The sequence below is a fragment of the Saccharothrix mutabilis subsp. mutabilis genome (assembly GCF_039521145.1).
GTDB classification, from domain to species: domain Bacteria; phylum Actinomycetota; class Actinomycetes; order Mycobacteriales; family Pseudonocardiaceae; genus Actinosynnema; species Actinosynnema mutabilis.
Map to the genome: position 1 here is coordinate 272,306 of NZ_BAAABU010000001.1, position 25,171 is coordinate 297,476.

Genomic DNA, 25,171 nt, shown 5'->3' on the forward strand with positions numbered 1-25,171 from the left:
GATGGAGCTGGAACTGCGGCACCTGAGGGCGATCTGCGCCATTGCGGACGCCGGCAGCCTGTCGAAGGCGGCGGTGCGCCTGGGGGTGTCCCAACCGGCCCTGACGATGTTGCTGGCCCGGGTCGAGGACCTGGTGGGCGGTCGCCTGTTCGTCCGGGACCGCTCCGGCGCACGGCCCACCGACCTGGGCGAAACGGCGCTGCGGCAAGCCCGGCTGCTGCTCGCGGACCTGGACGCCTTCGCCGCCGACCTGGCCACGCGGCCCGCCGGCCCCCGCTCACCCCGGATAGCGACGGCCCACCTGGCGTGCCTGTCGAAGATCGTGGACGCGCTGGAAAAGCACTTCCCGGCCGGCGACCCGACGGTCCAGGTGGAACCTTCGACGCTGGTCCTGTGCAACCTCCTGGAACGTTCTCACGCCGATCTGGCGATAATCTGCCAACTGGACAACCAGGAACTCCCGCTGCCAGCCGACATCCCGCGCCGCACGATAATCCCGAAGTTCCCGTTCTTCATCGCCCTGTCCCACGACCACCCATTGGCGTCCCGCCCGGAAATAGCACTGGAAGACCTGGCCGACGAGCGCTGGATCTGCCCGCCCGGCGCGGACGACGGCTCCCTGGCGTCCCTGCGGGCGATGTGCCGCAAAGCGGGGTTCACCCCGAAGATCCGCTTCCACGCCCCCAGCGGCGGAGCGTCGGACCTGATCGCCGCCGGTCACGCCGTGCGCCTGGTCGAACCGGGCAGCCGGTCGCAGGCGTGCGCGATCCGGCCGCTCAAGGGCGACCCCAGCACGGGCCGCCTGCTGCTGGCGTGGCGCCGCCAGGCCTTCCCGGAGGAGGCGATCAGGGCCCTGTGCCACGCGATCGGCGCCGCGTACACGACCCACGCCGAGGAGACCGCCACCTACGCCCGCTGGTGGCGGTCCCACCCGGAAGCCCATCCCTGGACCGCGTGAGGCGCTACCGGCGGGCGGAGACCCACGCCTCCAGACCCGCCGCGTCACGCGGCAGGGCGGACGACAGCATGTGGTTGCCGCTCGCCGTCACCACCAGGTTCTCCTCGATCCGCACGCCGATGCCGCGCAGCTCCGGCGGCACGGTCTCGTCGTGCGGGTGGAAGTACAGCCCCGGCTCCACCGTCAGCGCCATGCCCTCCTCCAACGGCCCCTCGTGGTAGGCCTCCGGCGAGGAGTTGGCGCAGTCGTGCACGTCCAGCCCCAGCAGGTGGCCGATGCCGCACACGATGTAGCGGCGGTGGTGCTGACCGTCGTCGTCCAGCGACTCGTCCACCGACACCGGCAGCAGGCCCCAGTCGTGCAGGCCGACCGCCAGCACCCGCATCGCCGCCCGGTGGAACTCCCGGTACGGCACGCCGGGCCGGACTTCCGCCAGCGCGGCCTCCACCGCCGCTTCGACCAGGTCGTGCACCTGGCGCTGGGCGTCGGAGAACACGCCGGACACGGGCAGGGTGCGCGTGATGTCGGCGGTGTAGAGGGTGTTCAGCTCGACCCCGGCGTCCAGCAGCAGCACGCCGTCCTCGGGCACCGGGCCGTCGTTGCGGACCCAGTGCAGGACCGGCGCGTGCGGGCCGGCGGCGACGATGGAGGCGTAGCCGGGCCCGTTGCCGGCGGTGCGCGCCCGGCGGTCGAACGTGCCCTGCAACCAGCGCTCGCCGCCGCCCGCCACGGCGGTCTTCAGCTCGGCGGCCACGTCGGCGAAGCCCTCGACGGTCGCGTCCACCGCCGCCCGCAGCTGGCCGATCTCCCAGTCGTCCTTGATCCGGCGCAGCTCGGCCAGCACCCGGCGCAGCTCGGCGCTGTGCCCGGCGAGGGCGTCCAGCAGCGGGTCCACGCCACCGGTCGCGTGCACCAGCGGCAACCGGCCGCGCAGCGCGGAGGGCAGGTCGTGGACGGGCCGGCACTTCACGCCCAACGCCGCCGACCACTCGGCCAGGCCCGGCACGGGACCGATCCACAGCTCGCCGTCGCGCGCGTTGGCGAAGAAGTCCGCGTCGTCGGGCCCGGCGGGCTCGCGCAGGAACAGCTCCGCGTCGCCGTCGGGGTGCAGCACCAGCACCGCGCCCTCGGCGTTGCACCCGGTCAGCCACGAGAAGTCGCTGTCGGGCCGGAAACCGTAGTCGGTGTCGTTGGACCGCACCGGCGCCCACCCCGAGGCCACCGCGACCCGCACCCCGGGCAGCGCGGACCGCAGCCGCTCGCGGTGGCGGGCGGCGGCCTCGGCGGCGCCGGGGGCCAGGCGGACCGCGCGGTCGCCTGCTCCCCAGCCGCCGCGGACGAAGTCGCGGAAACCGGTGGCCTCGGTCAGCCTGCTCGGGTCGCGGCGGGCGGGTCTGGTCACAGCGTGAACCCCTTCGGGAACGGATCGGTCGGATCGAGGAGGTACTGTGCCATGCCGGTGATCCACGCCCGCCCGGACACCGTCGGCAGCACGGCCGTGGTGGACCCGAGCGTGGTCTCGCCGGTCAGGCGGCCGGTGAAGCGGGTGCCGATGAACGACTCGTTGACGAAGTCCTCGGCCAGCCCCAGCTCGCCGCGCGCGTGCAGCTGCGCCATCCGCGCGCAGGTGCCGGTGCCGCAGGGGGAGCGGTCGAACCAGCCGGGGTGGATCGCCATCGCGTTGCGGGAGTGCGCGCCGTCCTCGCCGGGCGCGGTGAACTGGACGTGCTTGCAGCCGGCGATCCCCGCTTCGGTGACGTGCACGGGTTTCCGCTGCTCGTTGATGGCGTCCATGATGGACAGACCGAGGCCGAGGATCTCGTCCTTGTACGCCCGGTCGAACGGGATGCCGAGCTGTTCCAACGGCAGGATGGCGTAGAAGTTGCCGCCGTAGGCCATGTCGTAGGTGACCTCGCCCAGTGACGGGACGGTCACCACGGCGTCCAGCTCGTGCGCGTACGCGGGGACGTTGCGGATCGTCACGTGCAGCGCCCGCCCGTCCCGCACCGCCACCTCGGCCAGGACCAGCCCGGCGGGGGTGTCCAGGCGCACCGTCGTGACCGGCTCGACCACCTCGACCATCCCGGTCTCCACCAGCACGGTCGCCACGCCGATGGTCCCGTGCCCGCACATCGGCAGGCACCCGGACACCTCGATGTAGAGCACGCCCCAGTCGGCGTCCGGCCGGGTCGGCGGTTGCAGGATCGCGCCGGACATGGCCGAGTGGCCGCGCGGCTCGTTCATCAGGAACTCGCGGATGTGGTCCATGTGCGCCATGAAGTGCAGCCGCCGCTCGGCCATGGTGGCGCCGGGGACCACGCCCACCCCGCCGGTGATCACGCGGGTCGGCATGCCTTCGGTGTGGGAATCGACAGCGCTGAAGTAGCGGGCGGCCCGCATCGTCACAACACCTCCAGGGCGCGGCGCAGGTCCTCGGTCATGTCACTCCTCCGGTGCGGGCGTGAGCGGGGTGTCGGCGAGTTCGCCCAGGCGCAGCGGCGCGGCGACCGGGCGGCGGGAGAACCGGTCGGCGTCGTAGGGGACACCGGCCAGTTCGGCGGCGTTGCGCAGGCACACCCGGCCCTGGCACAGGCCCAGCCCGACGCGGCAGGTCAGCTTGAGCGACCGCAGCCCGAGCGCGGCGTGCTCGTCCACGGCGGCGCGCAGCGCGGCCAGGTCCACCTCTTCGCACCGGCACACCGTCGTGCGCTCGTCCGGCCACGTCCGCCAGCCCGGCCGGACCGCGTGCACCCGGTCCAGCGCGGCGGCGAACGTCCGCCCCCTGAGCGCGGTCTTGAGGAGCCCTGCCGACGGTGTGCCGCCGGCGGCGCAGGTGCCGGCGATCTCGCCCTCGGCGCGCGCGAGGTCCGCGCCGCCGATGCCGGTGATCTCGCCCGCCGCGTAGACGCCCGGCACGGAGGTCGCCTGCCGGTCGTCCACGCGCACGAACCCGTCGCGCACCGCGCACCCGGCGGCGACCGCCAGTTCCAGGCGCGGGGTGAAGCCGAACCCGACGCACACCGCGTCCACCTCGACCCGGTGGGCGGTGCCGGGGCGGACGCGCCAGTCCCGGTCGAGCTTGGTCACGGTCACGGCGGTCACCCGGTCGTCGCCGTGCGCGGCGATCACCGTCGAGCGCGTGCGGTAGCGCGACAGGACGGCTCTGTAGCGGGCGATCTCCGCGAGCTTCCCGCGCCCGGCGAGCACCCCGGCCGGTTCCCGCGCCCACGCCAGCGGACTGCCCGCTTCCAGCACCGACACCACGTCCACGTCGAGCTTGCGCAACGCGTCCGCGACCGGCAGCAGGAACGGTCCCGTGCCGGCGACCACCACCCGCCGGCCGACCGCCACGCCGTGCGCCTTGGCCATCGCCTGCGCCGCGCCCGCCGTGACGACGCCCGGCAGGTCCCAGCCCGGGAAGGGAAGAGCGCGGTCGTGCGCGCCGGTCGCCAGCACCAAGGCGTCGCAGTCCAGCACGCGCGCCACGCGGTCCGGCGCGTCGGCGGGACCGGTGCGCAGGTGCAACCGGGTGCCCTCCACGGCCCACACCGTGGTGTCCGTCAGGTGCTCGACCCCTTGCGGCGCAACGATTCCCTCGCCCCGGTGGTACTGGCCGCCCGCGCTCGGCTCGGCGTCGACCAGGACCGTCGCAGCGCCGTGGCGCGCCGCCGCCCGTGCCGCCGCCAGCCCCGCCGGGCCCGCGCCCACCACGACGACCCTCATCGCGGCAGCTCCGCACCGTGCTGGGTGCGGACGTCGTCGCCGTCGGCCAGCACGCGTTGGCAGGCCCGCACGTCCGGCACCCCGTTGACCACGACCAGGCAGTCGAAGCACACCCCGATCCCGCAGAACAACCCGCGCGGACGGCCGCCGCCGCGGGTGTCCCGCCAGGCCGCGCGACCGGCGGCGAGCAGCGCGGCGGCGACCGTCTGCCCCGGTCGCGCGGCGACGGCGGTCCCGTCGACGGTGACCTTCACGCGGCCATCACCTCCGGTCGGTCCACCCGGAACGGCTCCGGGTCCACGTGCGGTTCGCGTCCGGTGAGCAGTTCGGCGACCAGCAGCCCGGTCGCGGCGGCCAGGCCGATGCCCGCGCCCTCGTGACCGGTCGCGTGCCACAGGCCGGGCAGCCGCGGGTCCTCGCCGATCACCGGCAGGTGGTCCGGCGCGTACGGGCGGAACCCGCCGTAGGCGCGCATGACCGGCACCCCGGCCAGCCCGGGGAACAACGTGACCGCCTTGCGCGCCAACGCTTTCAACACCGGCACCTCGAACCGCTCGGCGAACCCGACGCGCTGCCGGCTCGACCCGATCAGCACCGTGCCGGCGCGCGTGGACTCGACCACGCCCGAGGTCTGGAGGGCGGCGTCACCGGAGGCCACCGCGCCTACGTAGTCCGCGTCGTACACCTTGTGCCGCACCACGGGCGGCAGGGGAGCGGTCACCAGCACGATCCCGCGCCGGGGCATGATCCGCAGCGGCGCCTTGGCCGTCAGCGCGCCCGACCACGGCCCGCACGCGTTCACCACGGCGTGGCACGGGATGGTGCCCTGCGGGGTCCGCACGCCGGTCACCCGGCGGTCACCTTCCACCTCGGACACTTCGACGAACGGCGTGGTCCCACCGCCGCGCCGGCGCACGGCCGCGAGCAGCGTGGTCGCCGCCAGCACCGGGTTGAGCTGGGCGTCTTCGGCGTAGTGCACGGCCGTGGCGACCTCGGGCGTGAGGTGCGGTTCGAGCGCGCGGGCCTCGGCGGGGCTCAGCGGGCAGGCGTCCACGCCGACGTCGCGTTGGGCTCGGGCGAAGCGGTGCAGCGGCTCGACGGCCTCCGGGGTGGTGGCGACGACCAGGCCGCCCTTCTCCTCCCACTCCACGTCGGCGTCGAGTTCGGCCAGCAGCCGGGGCCAGCGTTCGCGGGAGGCCCGCGCGAGGGTCAGCTCGGGGCCGGGTTCCTTGTCCGACACCAGGACGTTGCCCTCGCCCGCGGCGGTGGTGCCGGCGGCGAGCGGGCCGCGGTCGAGCACGAGCACGCGCAGCCCGGCGGCCGTCAGGGCCTCCGCGCACGCCGCTCCGACGATCCCCGCGCCGACGACCACGACGTCCGGGTGTGCCACGCTGCTCACCACCGTTCACTAAACTGAACGCCGCTGAGCGTAGGTTCGCCGGTGGCGGAGCGTCAAGCCTTCGGGTACTCCAGCATCAGCACGGAGGTGACCGGCCCGCCGACGGTCTCGTAGACGTGCGGGACGTCGCCGGGGTAGCAGACGTAGTCGCCCGGCCCCAGCTCGAACTGCCGCCCCTCGGGCCCGACCCGCAGCACACCGGCCGTGACCACGACGTGTTCCAGCCCCGGATGGCCCTCGGTCCGCTGCACCTCGCCCGGCCGGACGCGCTGGTCGTAGATCTCCAGGACCTTGTCGGCGAGGTCGAGGCGGCGCAGCAGCCGCAGGTCGACGGCGTTGCTGCTCAGCACCTCCACGTCCGCCGACCGCACCAACACCACCTCCGGCACGGACCGCTCGGTGAGCAGCTCGGACACCGGCACCTGCAAAGCGTTCGACAAACTGAACACTGTCTCGATGGTGGGGTTCCCGGTGCCCGCTTCGAGCTGCGACAGCGTCCCCTTGGCGATCGACGACTGGCGGGCGAGTTCGGACAGCGACCACCCCCGCGCCTCGCGCAGCGCTTTGATGTTGACCCCGAGCACTTCACCGGCACGAGCGGCACCCATGCCCGCAGATCCTGCCGTACCGCAGGTCAGCCCGGGTACAGTGCCGCCGTTCCCAGGGGTTCGCGGACCCGCGTTGTGCTGACGGGCATGGGGATTCGCGCCGGCCGCGTGCTCCCGCACCTAGTCCGTGCGCTGCCGGGGGATCTCCAGCGCGCGTTCCACCGACGGCAGCACGGTCAGCACCGTGCCCAGGTCGGTCATCTCGATGGGCCGCAGCACCGCCCGGTGCCCCGCGACCAGCCGCAGCGCGGTGCCCCGACCCGCGCACCGCAGGTGGTGGGTGAGCATCAGCGACAGGCCCGACGAGCCGAAGAACGTGACCCCGCCGAGGTCCACGACGACCGGCGCGGGCGGTCTGACCAGGTCTTCCGCCTGCCGCAGGTGGCCTTCGAGCACGGCGGAGGTCTCCTGGTCCAGTTCGCCGGACACGTGCAGCACCACGGCGGCGCCGCGGACGTCGCGGTGCACCTCGAAGAACTCCGGAGCCGAGTCGAGCATCAGGCGTCCTCCATCGCGACCGTGACGCCGCTGTCGGGGCAGGCTGCCTGTTTGAACCCGCGCACCCGAGCGTACGAGCCGCCGTGCCGGTTGTCACTCCGGGACGACGCCGCCCCTCACCGGAACCAGCCGGTGGGCACGGCGTCGGCCAGCGCCTGGTAACCGGCGGGGTTGAGGTGCAGGTGGTCGCCGGTGTCGTAGGCCGGGTCGAGCCGGCGCGGGTCCCCCGGGTCGCGGGCGGCCCGGTCGAAGTCGACCACGCCGGCGAACGCCCCACCGGTGCGGATCCACTCGTTGACCCGCTGCCGGGCGCGCTCGCGGTGCCCGTCGGGGTCGTCGTAGCCGGTGTTGCCGCCGAACGGCGTGATGGTCGCCCCGTACACCCGCAGGCCGACCGACCGGGCGACGATCTGCTCGTAGGCCGCGATGAGGTCGTCGGCGACCTGCTTCTGCGCGGTCTCGGTGGCGGGCGCGGTGCCGATGTCGTTCACCCCTTCGAACACCAGCAGCGACGTCACGCCGCTGGTGGCCAGGACGTCCCGGTCCAGGCGGGCCAAGAGGTTGGGGCCCAGGCCGTCGTTGAGGACGCGGTTGCCGCCGGCGGCCTGGTTGAGCACCGCGGTGCGGGCGGTCGCGGGGTGGCCCTGGAGGCGGGCGAGCAGCCGGTCCGGCCAGCGGTCGTTGCCGTTGGTGGTGGAGCCCCGGCCGTCGGTCAGGGAGTCGCCGACGATCGCGAACGCGCTGCCCCGGCTGAGCACCTCGACGCCGCTGAGGAAGTACCAGTGGTCGGTGCGGGTCGCGCCGGGCAGGTCGTCGGCGGTGACGTGGTTGCCCGCGAGCAGGTGCGACGACGTGCGCGAACCCGGGTGGGAGGTGATGTTGTTCGACGCCTGGCCGTCGGCGAGGTAGGTGGTCACGGTCAGGTTCGCCCGCGCCGCCAGCCGGAAGTCGACCGGGTCGGACACGACCTGCGCGCCCACCGGGACGACCGTCGACGCGCGGCCGTTGAACGTGACCGGGCGCGTGCTGCCGGGCTGGACCGCGCTGACCCCGGCCTTCCCGTCGGCGGGCAGCGCGACGGAGACGGCGGTGATCGGCAGGGCCGTGCCGCCGAACGCGTTGGAGAAGCGCAGCCGGATCTTCTCGCCGCCGACCGAGACGTGCACCGTTTGGCGCAGCGTGGCGTCCTTGAGCACCAGGCCGTCCTGGGTGAACGGCGCGGGCGGCATGTTGTGCGGTTCGGTGAGCTGCGGCATGGACGTCCACGTGTGGGTCCACGCGCGGGGCCGGTCGGCCGTGGCGGGAGCGGACGTGACCGCCGCCGCGGCCAGGACGAGGGCGAGGACGGACGTCGTTCGACTCACGGCGACTCCCTGATCGACAGTTTCTCAATGTGACCAGAAAATTTCGGTCGTGGGCAAGCGCGAAGGGCCCATTTGAGACCCGAAACAGAACGAAACTTCTTGTGCGAAATGTGATCAACTGCGAATAGTTGGTCCATGAAGACATTAGGCGCATTGCTCGCGGCACTGGTCGCCGTGACGGCCGCGCTGCTGGTGCCCGGCGCGCCCAGCGCGTCCGCGGCGACGCTGACCGAGGTCACCGGGTTCGGGACGAACCCGTCGAACCTGCGCATGCACCTGTACGTGCCCGACCGCGTGCAGGCCAAGCCGCCGGTGCTGCTGGCCGTGCACTACTGCACCGGGTCCGGCCCGGCGATGTACTCCGGCACCGAGTTCGCGCGCCTGGCCGACCAGTACGGGTTCATCGTGATCTACCCGTCGGCCACCCGCAGCGGCAACTGCTTCGACGTGTCCTCCCCGCAGGCGTTGCGGCGCGACGGCGGCAGCGACCCGGTCGGCCTGGTGTCGATGGTCCGGTACGTGTTGCAGCGCCACAACGGCGACGCCGGGCGCGTGTTCGTCACCGGCATCTCGTCGGGCGCGATGACCACCAACGTCATGCTCGCCAACTACCCCGACGTCTTCCAGGCGGGCGCGGCGTTCGCCGGCGTCCCGGCCGGGTGCTTCGCCACCACCGACGGGTCGGGCTGGAACAGCGCGTGCGCCAACGGGACCGTGCTGCGCACGCCGCAACAGTGGGGCGACATCGCCCGCTCGGCCTACCCCGGTTATACCGGTGCCCGCCCGAGGATGCAGCTGTGGCACGGGACGAACGACGACACGTTGCGGTACCCGAACTTCGGCGAGGAGATCGACCAGTGGACCAACGTCCACGGCGTCTCGACGGCGCCGACGTCCACCGACTACCCGCAGTCCGGTTGGACGCGGACGCGCTACGGGAGCGGTGTCGAGGCGATCTCCCTGCAAGGCGTCGGGCACAACATCATGGCGTCGGGCATGGCGTTGCGCGCCATCCAGTTCTTCGGCCTGGACTCGGGCGTTCCCACCACGACCACCACGACCACCAGCTCCCAGCCGGGTGGCCCGTGCCGGGTGACGTACTCGGTGAACGCGTGGAACACCGGCCTGACCGCCACCATCACCATCGCCAACACCGGGACGAGCGCGGTCAACGGCTGGTCGCTGGGCTTCACCCTGCCGGCGGGCCAGGCCATCACCGGCGGGTGGAGTGCGACGTACGCGCCGACGAGCGGTGCGGTGACCGCGAAGAACGTGTCGTACAACGGGACGATCGCGGCGGGCACGTCCGTCCAGATCGGACTCCAGGCGACGCACACCGGTGACACCGGCAAGCCGACCGCGTTCACGCTGAACGGAGCGAGCTGCACCGTGGCCTGAGAGGGCGGCGGTAGCGGCAACCGGCCGAGGACGGTCCCACGCTCCGAGCGGGCAGGACCGTGGGACCGCGCGGACCTCCAGGGCGGGTCCGCGAGCCGGGCAGGTGCAGGCCCGGCTCCTCGGCCGATCCGCTGGCGGTACGCCGGCCGACCAGTTCCGGTACGGTGGTGTTCGCGCAGGTCAGCGGTCTTCGGGTGGCCTCCCCAACACACCACCCGATCGAGTGACATGCAGGATCCGCGACTTTCCGCCGACTCGCGCGTCCCGTAGAGAGGGAGGAACGCGGGAAACCGGCCGGGCTCGCCAACGCGGAAGCGCGGCGGGGGTCGCCCAACGCGGGAAGCCGCCCGGGCTCGCTAACGCGGGAAGGGCGGCGAGGGTCGCCAACGCGGGAAGCCGCCCGGGGCCGCCGGAGCCGCCCGGGGCCGCCGGAGCCGCCCGGGGCCGCCGAAGCCGCCCGGGTTCGCTTAGCTGAACTTGGCCGGGTTCGCCTGGCTGGACTTGGCCGCGGCTCGGGCCCGGGCCCGGTAGCCCGCCAGGACGTGCTCGTTGAGCAGGTGGCCGAAGCCCGCCTGGTTCAGGCGGAGCCCGAAGGCGTGCACGGTGGTCCCCAGGGATTGCGCCGCCGTCGGCAGGTGCCAGTCGTGGGAGGCCAGGGTGTTGAGCAGGTGGCCCCGGCGGATCTGGGACTCGGACAGGCGGAAGGTCTTCAGGTACGCCGTGCGGCCCCGCTGGTCGGTGATGATCTCGCCGATGTGGTTCTCCTCCTTCGGCCGGAAGCCCGGCAGGAAGCGGCTGAGGGTGAACCGGCCGGCCCGGTGGACGCGGCGGATGTCGTAGGACGCGTCCAGCAGGCCGCCGGCCATGGTGGTGGCGTGGAACGCCGCCCACTCGGTCGACTGGCGGTTCGCGGCGGCGCGCAGGTCGTCCAGGGTGCGCACGTGCGTGTCGTCCAGGCGCGCGGTGAAGGCCGGGACCGGCGCGGCCAGCAGCGCGTAGTGGTGGACCAGTTCGCCGTACATGTCCAGCAGCAGCGTCGCGTGCAGGGCCCGGTAGTCGTCCGGGTGCGGGACGACGAACGCCGCGGCGAGCGCGTCCGCCACGTACAGCACCACGCCGCACTGGTCCGGGTGGATCTCGAACAGCTTCAGCGCGTCGGCCAGGCCCTCGACCTGCGCGCCCGCGTAGGCCTGCTCGGCGCGCGGCGACAGGCCGCGGCGGATCGCGCGCTGCGACCACTCCTCCCACAGCACGGTCGGGCCGTTGAAGTGCAGGGCCAGGTAGCCCTCCATCGCCAGGTGCAGCGGCAGGAAGCGCAGGCGGTCGCGGTCCTCGCGGCGGGCCATGCGGCGGTGGAAGCGCAGCCGGCACGTCGACGCGGGCGCGGTCGCGGTGGGCGAGGTCAGGTCGGTGCCGAAGGAGGCCTCGGGGGAGTCCGACCACGTCGCCACGAAACCGTGCGGGATGTACGCGTTGTAGGCGGCGTCCTTCGGCAGGGTGACCACGGCCGGGTCGTCGCCGTACAGACGGGTGTGCAGGCGCAGGCCCGTGATCGGCCGGTGGCGGACGAGCGGCACCAGCCGGACCGCGCCCCAGACCTGGGCGGGCAGGGCGGTCAGGCCGGTGAGATCGAGGGTGGCCATCAGGAGGACTCCAGGAAGCGGGTCACCCGGTCGGTGAAGTGCGCGCTCAGGCCGGCGTAACCGGTCCGGCCCTCGGTGAAGCGGGCGAACTCGACCAGGGTGGGCAGGTCCTCGGCGTTGCGGATGCCGACCGACGGGACGTCGCGGGTGAGGCGCTTGACGTCGTAGTCGCCGGCGTCGTACACGGGGTTGAGGTGGATGGCGCTGACCCGGTTCGCCGGGTCGACGTTCCTGCGCCACACGCGGAGGACCTCGCCGGCCAGTCCCGGCGGGGCGTTGTCCCAGCCGTCGGAGATGATCAGCAGGCGGTCCGGTTCGTGGGACAGGGCGTCCAGGATGCGGTGCCCCAACGGCGTCGCGCCACGCGGGTGGGCCATCAGCGGGTCGGTCGCGCCGGACGTCCACAGTGGAACGAACTCGGCCGCCAGCGCCTCCAGCAGGAAGTGCCCGGCGACCGCCACCGCGAGCGGGCGGCGACGCTTCACGCCGGAGCCGTAGGAGGAGAAGCTGTCGTCCAGCACGGCGGCGACACGTCCCCACTGCCCGGCGTTGCGGCCGGCGGTGCGCCGGGCGGCGGCGCGGAGCGCGTCGGTCAGCTCGGTGCGGCGGTCGACGCGGTCGGCGAAGGGCAGGGACAGGACGTAGGTCGCCAGCCGGGTGAGCGGCATGGCGGCGAGGGCGGTCCCGGTGTCCGCGGAATCGCGCAGGCGCAGGGACTCCAGGCGGGTGAGGTTGGGCTTGATCTTGGCCAGGAAGGTGGAGCGGGCGATGCCGTGCTTGGCCGCGAAGCCCTCGGCCACGGTGTAGGGGAGGTCGTAGACGGCGGCCTGCTCGTAGTGGGCGCGGCGCCAGCTTTCGAGGAGCGGGGTGCGGAAGCGGGCGGGGGAGGCGGTGCGGAAGAGGAAGGTCCCCAGTTCGTCGGCCAGCACGGCGTCCGTCGGGCCGGCGGCGGGAGTCCGCGCGATGCGGGTCGGGGTGAGGTGGGTGTGGCGGAGTGCCCGCTTCAGGCCCTGGCGGTACTTGACTGCGTCGAAGGCCTGGTCGGGGCGGGCGGAGAGCCAGTCGCGGACGATCGCCCGGGTGCGCCGGTTGTTGACGCCCGCTCGGCGCAGGTCGCGGAACAGGTCGTAGACGCGTTGCGGTGGCATGACCGCCAGGCGGCGGGCGATCAGGCGTCCTTCGAGCGCGCGCTGGTCCGGGGTGGCCTCGGCGGACGTGGCCAGGAGGCGGCGGGTGATCAGAGCCGCGTTGAGGTCGTTGATGTCCAGCGCGAGGACGGCGGCGTAGAGGTCGCGGTAGTTGCCGGCCACGTACTCGTGCAGGAACTCCAGCGACGCCCGCTGCTCGGCGGCCCGGCTGTGGAACTCCCGTTGGCCGGTGGACGTGGTGGCCGCGTTGACGAACATGACCATGTCTTCGGCCGTCAGGCGGTCCATCACGTCTCCGGTGGGTGTGTCTGGGGCCGACCGGGGAATGGGAGCGCGATCAACGAAGCATCGCTTCAAAGGCGGGTTCCGGAAGTCGCACTGGAGTCCCGCGGTCGGCCCGCACACCGTAACAGCGGCCACGGCGTACGTGACCTGCATTTAGTCGAGATGTCGCGAGTAGATGATCGACTCAGATGATCAGCGCATGTGATCGGAGCAGGTGATCACGACAGGTGATCGCGACAGGTGTCAGGGGTTCAGTTCGTGGCCGGGCTCGCCGGAGGTGGTGTTGCGTTCCTTCATCTCGGCCTCGTAGACGTGGGCCACGCCGCCCATGAGGTCGTCGCGCACCTTGCGCTCCCACTCGCGGAAGACGGAGTAGTAGGTGTCCTCGTAGTCCTCGATGAGCTGGAACGTCCACCGGCCGGGCACGACGTTGCGGCCGATCAGGTGGCGTTCGAGGCCGTCGGCGAGGGCGGTGTGGCCGGCGTCGCGCAGGAGCTGCGCGGCCTTGATCAGCTTGGCGTCGCCGCTGCCGGTCAACTGGTGGAACTCGAACAGGTGGCCGCGGGCGCGTTCGGTGGTCTCCAGGGCCTCGGTGAGCGCGCCTACGGCTTCCACCGTGGCGTCGTCCACCCCTGCCGGGCGTCGGTGCTCGACTCGGTCGCTCATGACTACCGGAGTATCCGGCGGACGGGGTGGTCATGCCGGCGGAAGGCGAATGCGTGACGTGGGCTCACCCATGCGGGCCGCCGGCTCGTGGGTGGACGCAGGGCTGGTGGGCGTAGGGCCGGCGGGTGTGAGGCCGGCGGGCGCGGGGTTGGCGGGGCGCGGAGTTGGCGGGCGCGGGAGCCTTTCGCCACGGGCACGGACCACATCGTACCGATCGGTTCGATCTGCTGGAGGTGGCATGGGCCGGGGCGGAGCGGTGGAGGGTTGGTTCGGGATGGCGGTCAGGCTGTGCTGGGCGGGCGCGGTGGTGGCACTGGCGGTGCGCCCGGAAACCAGCGAAGCCGGCGAGACCAGCGAAGCCTGCGAAACCAGCGAAATCGGCGGGACCGGCGAAATCGGCGGGACCGGCGAAATCAGCGAGGCCGGTGAGACCGGCGAACCCCTCCCCGTGCGCGGGGAGAAGCGGCCAGTGGTCAGCGGACTCGGCCGACGCCCGCGTAGACGCCGCGCGCTGGGCCGTCCGGGTCGGTGACGCCGGGTTCCGGGCGCCACAGGTCGGCGTCCACTAAGCCCGGCTCGACCAGGTCCAGCTCGGCGAACAGCGGCGCGACCCGGTCGAACGGCCGGAAGAACATCGGGTTCGGGCTGTTCGCCATCGTCTCGGCCACCTGCGCCATGCCCTCGGCGTCGAAGTCGGCCGTCAGGTGCGAGATCGCCGCGAGGCTGCCCGCGGGCAGCGCCGACAGGTACCGCCCGACCAGCCCGGCCGGGTCCCCGTGGTCGGGCACGAAGTGGAACACGGCCACCAGCAGCAGCCCGACCGGCTCGTCGGTGTCCAGCAGCGCCCGCACGGCCGGGTCGGCCAGCACGGTGCCCGGGTCGGTCAGGTCCGCCTCGACCACGGCCGTCCGCTCGTCACCGTCGAGCAGCAGTCGGCTGTGCGCGACCGCGACCGACTCGAAGTCCACGTACACGACCCGGCTCTCGGGGTTGGCGTCGCGCGCGATCTCGTGCACGTTGCCGACCGTCGGGATGCCCGAACCCAGGTCCAGGAACCGCGTGATCCCCTGCTCCGCCATGAACCGCACGGCCCGCCGCAGGAAGGCCCGGTTGGACCGGGCCACGCGGCGCGCGTTGGGCAGCACCTGCTCGATGCGCGCGGCGGCGGCGCGGTCGGCGGCGAAGTTGTGGCCGCCGCCGAGCAGGAAGTCGTAGACGCGCGCGGCCGACGGTCGGGTCGTGTCGGTCTCGGCGGGCACCCAGGTGGTCTGGTCGGGCAGCCAAGCGCTGGTGTCGGTCACGTCGTCCCCCGCCGAACTCGCGTCGATCACGGCGCGCCCACCCTAGCGGTCCGGCTGCGCCGCCCCGCGCCGGCGGCCATGCTGGGACGCGTGACCGTTGAGCAGACGCCGCCGTGGTGGACCTCCGCCGTCGTATATCAGATATATCCGCGCAGTTTCGCCGACTCCGACGGTGACGGCATCGGCGACCTGAACGGCATCACCGCGAAGCTCGACCACCTGGCCCGGCTGGGCGTGGACGTGGTGTGGCTGTCGCCGGTGTACGCCTCGCCGCAGGCCGACAACGGCTACGACATCTCGGACTACCAGGACATCGACCCGGTGTTCGGCACGTTGGCCGACTTCGACCGCCTGCTCGCGGAGGTCCACGGCCGGGGCATGAAGCTGATCATGGACCTGGTCGTGAACCACACCTCCGACGAGCACCCGTGGTTCGTGGAGTCCCGGTCGTCCAAGGACAACCCGAAGCGCGACTGGTACTGGTGGCGACCGCCGCGGGAGGGGTTCGCGGCCGGTGAGCCGGGGGCGGAGCCGACCAACTGGGAGTCGTTCTTCTCCGGCCCGACGTGGACCCTGGACGAGCCGACCGGCGAGTACTACCTGCACCTGTTCGACCGCAAGCAACCGGACCTGAACTGGGAGAACCCGGAGGTCCGGCAGGCGGTCTACGCGATGATGCGGTGGTGGCTGGACCGCGGGGTGGACGGCTTCCGCATGGACGTCATCAACGTGATCTCCAAGGACCCCGAGCTGCCCGACGGCGCGATCACCGGCACCAGCGGCCTGGGCAACGGCTACCCGCACTACGGCACCCGGCCGCGCGTCCACGACTTCCTGCAGGAGATGCACCGCGAGGTCTTCGAGGGCCGCGACGGCGAGCACCTCACGGTGGGGGAGATGCCGGGCGTCACGTGGGAGCAGGCGCGGCTGTTCACCGACCCCGCGCGGCGCGAGGTGGACATGGTGTTCCAGTTCGAGCACGTGGCGCTCGACCACGGTCCGGGCGGCAAGTTCGACCCGAAACCGCTGGACCTGCGCGATCTCAAGGCGTCCCTGGGCCGGTGGCAGACCGCGTTGCGCGACGTCGGCTGGAACTCGTTGTACTGGAACAACCACGACCAGGCCCGCGTGGTGTCCCGGTTCGGCGACGACGGCCGGTACTGGCGCGAGTCGGCGACCGCGCTGGCCACCGTGCTGCACCTGCACCGCGGCACGCCGTACGTGTACCAGGGCGAAGAACTCGGCATGACCAACGCGAAGTTCACCGGCCTGGAAGACCTGCGCGACGTCGAATCGCTCAACCACTACCGGCACGCGGTCGCCGCGGGAATGCCGCCCGAGACCGTGCTCGACGGCATCCACCGCATGGGCCGCGACAACGCCCGCACCCCCGTCCAGTGGGACGCCTCACCGCAGGCGGGCTTCACCACCGGCACCCCGTGGATCGCGGTCAACCCCAACCACACCTGGCTCAACGCACGGGCCCAGTACGACGACCCGACCTCGGTGTTCCACCACTACCGCCGCCTGATCGAGCTGCGGCACACCCAGCCGGTGGTGGCGCTGGGCGACTTCCACATGCTGCTCGCCGACCACCCGCACATCTACGCCTACCAACGGGAACTGGACGGCACCCGCCTGCTGGTGGTCGCGAACCTGTGCGGCAGCGAGCAGTCCGCCGAGCTGGACTGGCCGGACGCGGAGCCCGTGCTGTCCAACACCGGGGAACTCCGGCGTGAGAACGGGAAGATCACGCTGGGACCGTGGGAGGCGCACGTCCTCCTGGAGTAGTCCACACAGGACTGGGCCGCCCCGAAGCGTTCGGGGCGGCCCAGACGACGCGCTACGCCGTTCAGCTCAAGCGTCGTCGTCCGTACATGCCGGCCGCCAGGCTGACACCGACCGCCGCCAGCGCGACCTGGATGATGACCTCGATCCAGTCGATGCCGCGCGTGTCGCCGACGCCCAGGGCGTTGGCGATGAACGTGCCGATGAACGCGGCGACGATGCCGACGAGGATGGTCAGCCAGATCGGGATGCTCTGCCGACCCGGCAGCACCAGTCTGCCGAGCGCGCCGATGATGAGGCCGACGACCAGTGCGCTGATGATCCCGGTCACCGTCATGGTCGTTCTCCTTCCCGAGCTTTTGCGTGTTGAGCCGCCTGTACCCCGAGGCGGCTCGAATCATGCGTCCATCGCCCGGGTGTCACGGGGCGGAGCCACCGGGTCACTCCCGTCGGACTGCCCGGCGTGCATCCGGCGGCCCCGCTCCAGCTCGGCGTCCAGCTCCGCGCCCAGCAGCAGGGCGAGGTTCGAGATCCACAGCCACACCAGGAAGATGATCACGCCGGCGAGCGAGCCGTAGGTCTTGTTGTAGGAGCCCGCGTTGGCCACGTACAGCGCGAACCCCGTCGAGGCCACCGCCCACGCGAGCACCGCGAGCATCCCGCCCGGCGTGATCCACAGCCACGACGGCTGCCGCACGTTCGGCGACGCCCAGAACAGCAGGCCGATCGCCAGGCTGGCCAACAGGAACAGCACCGGCCACTTCGCGATGTCCCACACCGTCACGAACGTCGAACCCAGGCCCAGCGCCTCGCCCAGCCACTCGGCGACCCCGCCGGTCAGCGTGACGCCCAGGCCGGTCAGGGCCAGCAGCACCACGACGCCGACGGTCAGCGCGAGGCGCAGCGGGATGACCTTCCAGAACGGCCGGCCCTCCTCGATGTCGTAGATCGAGTTCGCCGCGCGCATGAACGCGCCCACGTAACCGGACGCCGACCACAGCGCGGTGACCAGGCCGACGATCGCGAGCGGTCCGGCGATGGCGCTGGACTTCTGGAGGTTGTCGATGGCGCCGATGATCAGGTCCTTGGCCTCGCCCGGTCCGAGCAGGTCGAGACTGTCCTTGATGGACTGGGTGGCGTCGGGTCCGAGGAGCCCCAGCAACGAGGTCAGCAACAGGATGCCGGGGAACAGCGACAGCACCGCGTAGTAGGTGAGCGCGGCGGCCCAGTCGGTGAGGTTGTCGTCGTTGAACTCCTTGACCGTCCGCTTGAGCACGGCCCACCAGGACCGCTTGGGCAGGTCGGTCGGAGCGTCGGGTGCATGCGCCATGCGAGACGGGTTACCCGGGCCGGCCGCGCGTACACGCCAGTCAAGACACGAAACTTCCGCGAAACCCCTGGCTGGCGGTCGAATCGCGGACGGATAGTGGGCCCGTTCCGGCCGTCGAGGAGAAGAGGTGCACGGATGCGGTGGAGAACCGTCCTGCTGACCACGGGTCTGCTGCTGGGGCTGACGACCGGCACGGCGGGCGCCGAGGGCGCGCAGATCGTGGACTCGACCCGCCACGGCGGGCGCACGGTCGCGTTCACCTTCGACGACGGGCCGAACCCGGTCGACACGCCCCGGTTGCTGCGGGTGCTGCGCGAGCACCACGTCAAGGCCACGTTCTGCCTGTGGGGTGAGCGGGTCGAGCAGCACCCCGAGGTGGTGCGGGCGATCGTCGCCGACGGGCACAGGCTGTGCAACCACAGCTGGTCGCACGACGACCTCGGGGCGGCCACGCCCGAGCAGGTCAAGGCCGACCTCGAACGCACGTCCGCCGCGATCAACCGGGTGGTGCCCGGTGTGCCGATCCGGTACTTCCGTGCGCCTTACGGCAGTTGGGGTGTCACGCCGGAGGTGGCCGCGTCGCTGGGCATGACGTCGTTGGGCTGGCGGTTGGCCATCGGCGACTGGGACCCGCCGCCCAGCACGGACGAGCTGGTGCAGCGGCTGCGGGACGGCATCACCGAGGGGGCCGTGGTCTTGATGCACGACGGTCCGGCCAACCGGGCGAACACCGTTGACGCCGTGGACCGGATCGTGCCGGAGCTGCGGCGCGCCGGGTACCGGTTCGACCGGCCCGCGCGGTGAGGTCGGTCGTGCGGCGGTTGGGGCTGCTGGCGGTACTGCTGCTCCTGGTGCCGGTCCCGGTCGGGTCGGCCGTCGCGGGCGGCTCTTCGTGGGCCGCGGGTGGTTCTTCGTGGGTCGGGGCGTGGGGGACGTCGCCGACCGGCGTGCCCGCGTCGGACACCACGACGTTCGAGGACCAGACGTTGCGCCAGGTCGTGCACCTGTCCACCGGTGGGAGGCAGGTGCGGGTGCGGCTGTCCAACGAGTTCGGCACGCAGCCGCTGGTGATCGGCGAGGCGCGGGTGGGTCGGGGTGCCGGCGGGTCCTCGGTCGTGCCCGGGACCGACCGGCCGCTGACGTTCGGCGGGCGCGGGTCGGTGACCGTGCCGGCCGGGGCGCCGGTGGTGAGCGACCCGGTGTCGTTGACCGTCAGCGCCGACTCGGACCTGGTGGTAAGCGTTTACCTGCCGGTGCGGGTCGCGGCGACGACCGTGCACGCCTTCCCTTACCAGGACGGGTACGTGGCGTCGGGGAACGTCGCGGCGCAGCCGGCCATCACGCCGACGGCGGTGCTGGGCAAATGGCACTTCCTGACCGGGGTGAGCGTGTCCGGCGGCGGGTCGACGGTGGTGGCGTTCGGCGACTCCATCACCGACGGCGCGGAGACCACGCGCGGGGCGAACCGGCGGTGGCCGGACGTGCTGGCGCGGCGGTTGCACGGTCGGGCGGGCGTGGTGAACGCGGGCATCAGCGGCAACCGCCTGCTGCACGACCCGAACCCGCCGGCCGGGCACCCGGCGGAGAACTACGCGGCGTACTTCGGCCAGTCGGCGCTGCGGCGGTTCGACCGGGACGTGCTGGCCCAACCCGGTGTCCGGCACGTGGTCGTCCTGCTGGGCGTGAACGACCTCGGCCACCCCGGCACCGTCGCGCCCCCGTCGGAAGCCGTGACGGCCGAGGACATCATCACCGCGCACCGCCTGTTGATCGCCCGCGCGCACGCCGCCGGCCTGCGGATCATCGGCGGCACGATCACGCCGTTCAAGGGTGACACGTTCGGCTTCTACAGCCCGGAGAACGAGGCGGCGCGGCAGGCGGTCAACCACTGGATCCGGACGTCCGGCGAGCACGACGGGGTGGTCGACTTCGACGCGGCCCTGCGAGCGCCCGCCGACCCGGAACGGTTGCGCGCGGAGTACGACAGCGGCGACCACCTGCACCCGAACGACGCCGGCATGGCGGCGATGGCGGCAGCCGTGCCGCTGCACCTGCTGCGCTGAGGGCTTCTGCGAAGTCCGGCTGTTCCCTTGCCCGGGTGTTCTCTCGCCTGGGTGTTCCCCGATCCGGCGTGGGGTCCTCGACGTGGAGGACCCCACGCCACCTCCCGCGTCCGGGTCCTATACTTCGCGGGACTTTTTCGGGGGATTGCGGTGGGTGTGCGAAGCGACGAGTTCTTCCGGGTCGTGAACGGGCTCGCGGAGGTCAAGCGCGCGGAGAGCGGGACGTACAGCTCGTTCAGCGTGCGGGGCAAGAAGTTCGGCTACTACTGGCCGCGCACGCAGACCGTGGGGTTGAAGCAGACCCTGTCGGAGCAGCTGGCGCTGGTGGCCGAGCGCCCGGACGTGTTCGAGGAGCAGTTCACGGCGGGCGGCTTCGGCTGGGTGGTCGTGTACCTGGAGAAGATCGACCTGCGGGAACTGACCGAACTCGTCTTCGAGGCCTGGCGCCTGACCGCGCCGGACGACCTGGTGGCCGAAGCCGAAGACCCCGCCCACCTGACACAGTGACGCCCCGGCCGGCGCAGACGCCCGCCGGCCGGATGGCATGACGGGTGGCGCGGGCGGGCGGCGCGGCATGGCTGGTGGCGCGGGCTGGCGGGGCGCGGCATAGCGGGCGGCGCGCAGGACGGCATGGGCGGGCGGCGCGGACTGGCGGGCGGGCGCGGACTGACGAGGGTCCCGGTGCGCGCGCGACTCGCGACTTCCCGGCCCGAGTTCTCGCGCCCGGCCCGAGTTCTCGCGGCTGCCCGCCCGCCGCAGCCGATATCCCCGCCGCCGCCGGTCCGGTCACCCCTTCCACATACCCGGCGACGCGCGCCTCTCGCCCCGAACGCCACCCTCCGTCATCGGCCGAGCCCAACCTCGGTGGCTCCGCGTGGCCGGCCCGCGAGTCCAGGGGGCCGTCGACCGCGCTCCTTGTTTACGGGACGCGCGAGGCGGCGTTTGGTCGCGAATCCTGTCATTCACACGATCGGGTGATCCCTGTTTCTGCTGGTCAGACGGGGTTTCCGGTTCATGCGCCGAAGAGCTTAGCGCGGCGCCACGGCCTCCCCGAGGGTCGCTCGCCGGAAGAAATTTCCGGGCTTGTGGCTGGTGACTTTGGCGCGCTCATGCAGTAAACATGCCCCTGGTGCCCAAAGTTGCGCAGAAAGGGGTTGTAGTGAGCAACTCTGAGCGACAATCGCGCAGAAAGCTACAGAAGGTCTGGAAGGTCGGGGTCGCTGCGGCCTTGGTGGTGTCGTTGTCGCCCGCCCCACCGGCCGCCGCCGCGGGCGGGGAACTCGGGGCCGTCACCGGGTTCGCCGCCGACCAGGCCACCTTCACGCTCGACGCCGGCGCGGCGAAGGTGCGCGTGTCCTTCCTCGCCGACGACGTCTTCCGGATCTGGCTCGCCCCCGACGGCACGTTCACCGACCCGGCGAACACCGCTCCCTCGGACCCGTCGCAACCCTCCTCGAACATCGTCGTCAAGAACGACTACCCCACCCCGACGACGCGCTGGTCCGACCAGGGCGACCACTACTCCCTGCGCACCGCCAAGGCCGAGGTCCGCGCTCGGAAGAACCCGCTGCGCTTCTCCCTCCACCGCCCCGACGGCTCGACCGTCTGGTCCGAGGTCAAGCCGCTGACCTGGACCGACACCGCCACCACCCAGACGCTGGCCCGCCAAGCCACCGAGCAGTTCGTCGGCGGCGGCATGCAGAACGGGCGGTTCTCGCACCGCGGCCAGACCATCCGGATCTCGCGCGACTTCAACTGGACCGACGGCGGCAACCCCAACGCCTCGCCCTACTACATGAGCACCGCCGGCTACGGCGTCCTGCGCAACACGTTCGCCCCGGGCGCCTACGCGTTCAACGAGCCGCTCGCCACCAGGCACGACGAGAAGCGGTTCGACGCGTACTACTTCGTCGGCGACATGAAGACCTCGCTCGACCGCTACACCGAACTCACCGGCCGCCCCTTCCTGCCCCCGCTCTACGGCATGGAGTACGGCGACTCCGACTGCTACAACCGCGGCCACTACCGCCCCGGCCTCGACCCCGACCCCGGCAACGACTGGAAGTACCACCCGGACAAGGAAGTCACGCCGGACGCGGCCAAGATCGCCCAGAAGTTCGTCGACAACGACATGCCCCGCGGCTGGATGCTCGTCAACGACGACTACGGCTGCGGCTACAGCAACGACCGCGACGCCTACATCCCCAACCCCAACCAGGGCGGCGTGGAGAAGTACGTCGGCACCCGCGACGTCGAAGCGCTCAAGAGCACCGGTGACGCGTTGCGCGACAAGGGCATCGAGATGGGCCTGTGGACCGAAGCCGCGCTCGACCGGCAACCCGAAGAGGTCGGCCACGCGGGCGTGCGGGTGCGCAAGCTCGACGTCGCCTGGGTCGGACCCGGCTACCGGCACGCGCTGTCGGCGTGCGACACCGCCCACCGCGGCATCGAGCAGCACAGCGACGCCCGCGGCTACAGCTGGATGGTCGAGGGCTGGGCGGGCGCGCAGCGGTGCGCCGTGCAGTGGACCGGCGACCACAGCGGCACGTTGGACAACATCAAGTGGCAGATCCCGGCGATCCACGGCTCCGGCAACTCCGGCATCGCCTACGCCGCCGGCGACATCGACGGCATCTTCGGCGGCAGCGCCACCAGTTACGTGCGTGACTTGCAGTGGAAGGCGTTCAACCCCGCCCTGATGACGATGAGCGGTTGGTCGACGCCGAAGTTCAAGCAGCCGTGGGCCTACGGCGAGCCGTACACCGCGATCAACCGGCAGTACCTCAAGCTGCGGGAACGGCTGCTGCCCTACTTCTACAGCTACGCCGCCGAAGCGCACCGCACCGGCGCGCCGATCAACCGGTCGCTGATCCTGGAATACCCGAACGACCCCAAAACTTGGGACGACACCACCAAGTACCAGTTCCTCGCGGGCAAGGAGTTCCTGGTCGCGCCGGTGTTCACCGACAGCGAGGTCAAGAACGGCGTCTACCTGCCCGAGGGCACGTGGATCGACTACTGGTCCGGCCGCCTGCACAAGGGCCCGACCACGCTCAACGGCTACCACGCCCCGCTGGACCGGCTGCCGCTGTTCGTCAAGGCGGGCGCGGTGGTGCCGATGTGGCGGGACGGCATCAACGGCCACGCCGAGCAGCGGCCCGGCGACCGCGTCACCCTCGACGTCTACCCGAAGGGCCGGTCGTCCTTCGAGCTGTACGAGGACGACCGCGTCACCCGCGCCCACCGCGAAGGCGCGTCGGCCACGCAGAAGTTCGAGGTGACCGCGCCGACGACCGGGCGTGGTGACGTCGTCGTGCGCATCGGCCGCAGCGAGGGCGACTACGCGGGCAAGCCCGCCCAGCGCCCGTACGAGCTGACCGCGCACACCGGTGCCAAGCCCGGCGCGGTCGTCGTGGACGGCAAGGCGCTGCGGCCACTGTCCAAAGCGGACTACGCGAGCGCCGAGACCGGTTGGTACTACGACGAGTCCGACCGCGGCGGTGTCGTGAACGTCAAGACCGCGGCCGTCTCGACGGACCGGCAGGCGACCGTCGTGCTGTCCGGTGCCAGCGCCGTGGGTGGAGGGCACGCGTCCGACTCGTTCGGCGTCACCGAGCTGGCCGCGCCGGACCTGTGGAACGCGCCCGGCCAGGTCACCGAGGTCACCGCGACCTTCCGCAACGACTCCAACGCCGTCATGCGGGACGTCAAGCTGGGCTTGACGCTCCCGGAGGGCTGGACCGCGCGGGGTGAGGCGGAGTTCCGCTGGGTCGTGCCCGGCCAGACCGTGCGGCGCCAGATCGCCGTCACGCCGAGCGGCAAGGCGGGCCAGTTCACCATCGGCGTGAAGGCCGGCTACACCGCGCGGGGCGCGCAGCACGAGAGCACGGCCGTGGCGAGCGCGCTGGTGCCGTTCGGGTCGGTGGGCGAGGCAGCGGACACCGTCGGCGTCACCGACGCGACAACCTTCGCCGCCGGGAAGTTCGACCCCGACGGCAACAGCTTCTCGGCCGAACTGCTGGCGGAGAAGGGGTACACGCCCGGCGCGAAGGTCACCGCGAACGGCGCGGAGTTCACGCTCCCGTCCGGCGCGCCCGGCACGCCCAACATGGTGAAGGGCACCAACCTGCCGATCCTGGTGTCCGGCAAGGGCAGTCACCTCGCGTTCCTCGCGTCCGGGGCGAGCACCAACGCCACCGGGTCGGTCACCGTGCTCTACACCGACGGGACCGAGTCGCGGCACAGCCTCCAAGTGCCCAACTGGTCGTTCCAGGGCGCGGGCACGGGCGGCGCGAAGCTCGCCGTGTCGGTGAAGGGGCGCAACACCCCGACGGGCCTGGCGAACACCGACGTGGACTACCGGTTGTTCTACAACACCGTCGAGCTGACGCCCGGCAAGACCGCGCGGGCCGTGAAGCTGCCCGTCGGCACGTCGATCGGCTTCTTCGCGGCCACCGTCCACGACCGGCCGCTCCCGCCCGCGCCCAAGGGCGAGGCGTGGGTCAGCGACCTGGAGTGGATCAACGCCACCAACGGCTGGGGTCCCGTGGAGCGCGACCGCAGCAACAACGAGAGCGCGGGCGGTGACGGCAAGCCGTTGACGCTGAACGGGGTCGTCTACACCAAGGGCCTCGGCGCGCACGCCGTGTCGGACGTGAAGGTCAACCTCGGCGGCACGTGCACGCGGTTCACCGCGAAGGTCGGCGTGGACGACGAGATGGCCGACCGCGGCTCGGTCGTGTTCAAGGTGGTGGTGGACGGGGTGGAGAAGTACGCCTCGCCCGTGCTGACCGGGAACTCGGCGACGGTGTCGGTGGATGTCGATGTCGCCGGCGGCAAGGTGCTCGATCTCGTGCTGGGTGACGGCGGGAACGGGATCGGCAGCGACCACGGCGACTGGGCGGACGCGAAGCTGACCTGCTCGCCTTAGATATCAGATATGAGATACGGCAGGGGTCGCGCGGCTTGCGCGGCCCCTGCCGATCGTCGCGTGCGGCGG

21 protein-coding genes are annotated in these 25,171 nt (G+C 72.1%); 7 read left to right on the forward strand and 14 right to left on the reverse strand.

Translation table 11 applies throughout. From position 1 onward, the window contains the following. Window position 1 precedes the first annotated feature (1 nt). The gene (locus tag ABD126_RS01255; protein WP_343931670.1) at window positions 2-958 is read left to right on the forward strand and encodes a LysR family transcriptional regulator; all 957 of its coding nucleotides are present in this window, start codon (window positions 2-4) and stop codon (window positions 956-958) included. 4 nt (window positions 959-962) lie between these two features. On the opposite strand, the gene ABD126_RS01260 is transcribed toward ABD126_RS01255, so the two are convergent. The 8 genes from ABD126_RS01260 to ABD126_RS01295 form a co-directional block, all read right to left on the reverse strand. Then, window positions 963-2,360 carry an aminopeptidase P family protein gene (locus ABD126_RS01260; protein ID WP_343931671.1) on the reverse strand — a complete coding sequence of 466 codons (1,398 nt, stop codon included), beginning with the start codon at window positions 2,358-2,360 and terminating at the stop codon, window positions 963-965. Next, window positions 2,357-3,358 (reverse strand): proline racemase family protein, encoded by a 1,002-nt coding sequence (locus ABD126_RS01265; protein WP_343932180.1) that lies wholly within the window; start codon window positions 3,356-3,358, stop codon window positions 2,357-2,359. The genes ABD126_RS01260 and ABD126_RS01265 overlap by 4 nt, the downstream gene beginning before the upstream one ends. 42 nt (window positions 3,359-3,400) lie before the next feature. Further along, window positions 3,401-4,681 (reverse strand): FAD-dependent oxidoreductase, encoded by a 1,281-nt coding sequence (locus ABD126_RS01270; protein WP_343931672.1) that lies wholly within the window; start codon window positions 4,679-4,681, stop codon window positions 3,401-3,403. Next, on the reverse strand, window positions 4,678-4,935 hold the full coding sequence (locus ABD126_RS01275; protein WP_343931673.1) for a (2Fe-2S)-binding protein: 258 nt from the start codon (window positions 4,933-4,935) through the stop codon (window positions 4,678-4,680). Before ABD126_RS01275 ends, ABD126_RS01270 begins: the two co-directional genes overlap by 4 nt. Continuing rightward, window positions 4,932-6,071, reverse strand: a complete 1,140-nt coding sequence (locus ABD126_RS01280; RefSeq protein ID WP_343931674.1) for an NAD(P)/FAD-dependent oxidoreductase — start codon at window positions 6,069-6,071, stop codon at window positions 4,932-4,934. The genes ABD126_RS01275 and ABD126_RS01280 overlap by 4 nt, the downstream gene beginning before the upstream one ends. Window positions 6,072-6,133: 62 nt before the next feature. After that, window positions 6,134-6,688, reverse strand: a complete 555-nt coding sequence (locus tag ABD126_RS01285) for a helix-turn-helix domain-containing protein (RefSeq protein WP_343931675.1) — start codon at window positions 6,686-6,688, stop codon at window positions 6,134-6,136. Window positions 6,689-6,808: 120 nt separating this feature from the next. Next, on the reverse strand, window positions 6,809-7,186 hold the full coding sequence (locus ABD126_RS01290; RefSeq protein ID WP_343931676.1) for an STAS domain-containing protein: 378 nt from the start codon (window positions 7,184-7,186) through the stop codon (window positions 6,809-6,811). Window positions 7,187-7,302: 116 nt separating this feature from the next. Further along, window positions 7,303-8,550 (reverse strand): SGNH/GDSL hydrolase family protein, encoded by a 1,248-nt coding sequence (locus tag ABD126_RS01295; protein ID WP_343931677.1) that lies wholly within the window; start codon window positions 8,548-8,550, stop codon window positions 7,303-7,305. Between the two features lie 135 nt (window positions 8,551-8,685). Between ABD126_RS01295 and ABD126_RS01300 the strand changes: the two genes are divergently transcribed. Beyond that, window positions 8,686-9,948, forward strand: coding sequence for an extracellular catalytic domain type 1 short-chain-length polyhydroxyalkanoate depolymerase (locus ABD126_RS01300; RefSeq protein WP_343931678.1), 1,263 nt, complete (start codon window positions 8,686-8,688; stop codon window positions 9,946-9,948). A gap of 467 nt (window positions 9,949-10,415) precedes the next feature. Here ABD126_RS01300 and ABD126_RS01305 read toward each other — a convergent pair whose 3' ends face one another. The 4 genes from ABD126_RS01305 to ABD126_RS01320 all read right to left on the reverse strand — a co-directional run bounded on the left by ABD126_RS01305 (window position 10,416) and on the right by ABD126_RS01320 (window position 15,021). Further along, window positions 10,416-11,591 (reverse strand): ARPP-2 domain-containing protein, encoded by a 1,176-nt coding sequence (locus ABD126_RS01305; RefSeq protein ID WP_343931680.1) that lies wholly within the window; start codon window positions 11,589-11,591, stop codon window positions 10,416-10,418. After that, window positions 11,591-13,027 (reverse strand): hypothetical protein, encoded by a 1,437-nt coding sequence (locus ABD126_RS01310; protein ID WP_343931681.1) that lies wholly within the window; start codon window positions 13,025-13,027, stop codon window positions 11,591-11,593. The genes ABD126_RS01305 and ABD126_RS01310 overlap by 1 nt, the downstream gene beginning before the upstream one ends. A 240-nt stretch (window positions 13,028-13,267) precedes the next feature. Further along, complete coding sequence (locus tag ABD126_RS01315; protein ID WP_343931683.1) at window positions 13,268-13,690, reverse strand: hypothetical protein; 423 nt, start codon at window positions 13,688-13,690, stop codon at window positions 13,268-13,270. 473 nt (window positions 13,691-14,163) lie between these two features. Continuing rightward, on the reverse strand, window positions 14,164-15,021 hold the full coding sequence (locus tag ABD126_RS01320) for an SAM-dependent methyltransferase (protein WP_343931684.1): 858 nt from the start codon (window positions 15,019-15,021) through the stop codon (window positions 14,164-14,166). A 60-nt stretch (window positions 15,022-15,081) separates the two neighbouring features. Between ABD126_RS01320 and ABD126_RS01325 the strand changes: the two genes are divergently transcribed. Then, window positions 15,082-16,782, forward strand: a complete 1,701-nt coding sequence (locus ABD126_RS01325) for a glycoside hydrolase family 13 protein (RefSeq protein ID WP_343931685.1) — start codon at window positions 15,082-15,084, stop codon at window positions 16,780-16,782. Between the two features lie 61 nt (window positions 16,783-16,843). Here the strand turns inward: ABD126_RS01325 and ABD126_RS01330 are convergent, their stop codons facing one another. Beyond that, on the reverse strand, window positions 16,844-17,116 hold the full coding sequence (locus tag ABD126_RS01330; protein WP_343931687.1) for a GlsB/YeaQ/YmgE family stress response membrane protein: 273 nt from the start codon (window positions 17,114-17,116) through the stop codon (window positions 16,844-16,846). A gap of 60 nt (window positions 17,117-17,176) precedes the next feature. Then, window positions 17,177-18,109, reverse strand: coding sequence for a YihY/virulence factor BrkB family protein (locus ABD126_RS01335; RefSeq protein ID WP_343931688.1), 933 nt, complete (start codon window positions 18,107-18,109; stop codon window positions 17,177-17,179). 135 nt (window positions 18,110-18,244) lie between these two features. On the opposite strand from ABD126_RS01335, the gene ABD126_RS01340 reads away from it, so the two are divergent. From ABD126_RS01340 to ABD126_RS01355, 4 genes are all read left to right on the forward strand, one after another. After that, window positions 18,245-18,913, forward strand: a complete 669-nt coding sequence (locus ABD126_RS01340) for a polysaccharide deacetylase family protein (RefSeq protein WP_343931689.1) — start codon at window positions 18,245-18,247, stop codon at window positions 18,911-18,913. A gap of 8 nt (window positions 18,914-18,921) precedes the next feature. Then, on the forward strand, window positions 18,922-20,172 hold the full coding sequence (locus ABD126_RS01345) for an SGNH/GDSL hydrolase family protein (RefSeq protein ID WP_343931690.1): 1,251 nt from the start codon (window positions 18,922-18,924) through the stop codon (window positions 20,170-20,172). 150 nt (window positions 20,173-20,322) lie between these two features. Further along, window positions 20,323-20,679 (forward strand): MmcQ/YjbR family DNA-binding protein, encoded by a 357-nt coding sequence (locus ABD126_RS01350; RefSeq protein WP_343931691.1) that lies wholly within the window; start codon window positions 20,323-20,325, stop codon window positions 20,677-20,679. 727 nt (window positions 20,680-21,406) lie between these two features. Then, window positions 21,407-25,102 (forward strand): NPCBM/NEW2 domain-containing protein, encoded by a 3,696-nt coding sequence (locus ABD126_RS01355; RefSeq protein WP_343932181.1) that lies wholly within the window; start codon window positions 21,407-21,409, stop codon window positions 25,100-25,102. Window positions 25,103-25,171: the final 69 nt, after the last annotated feature.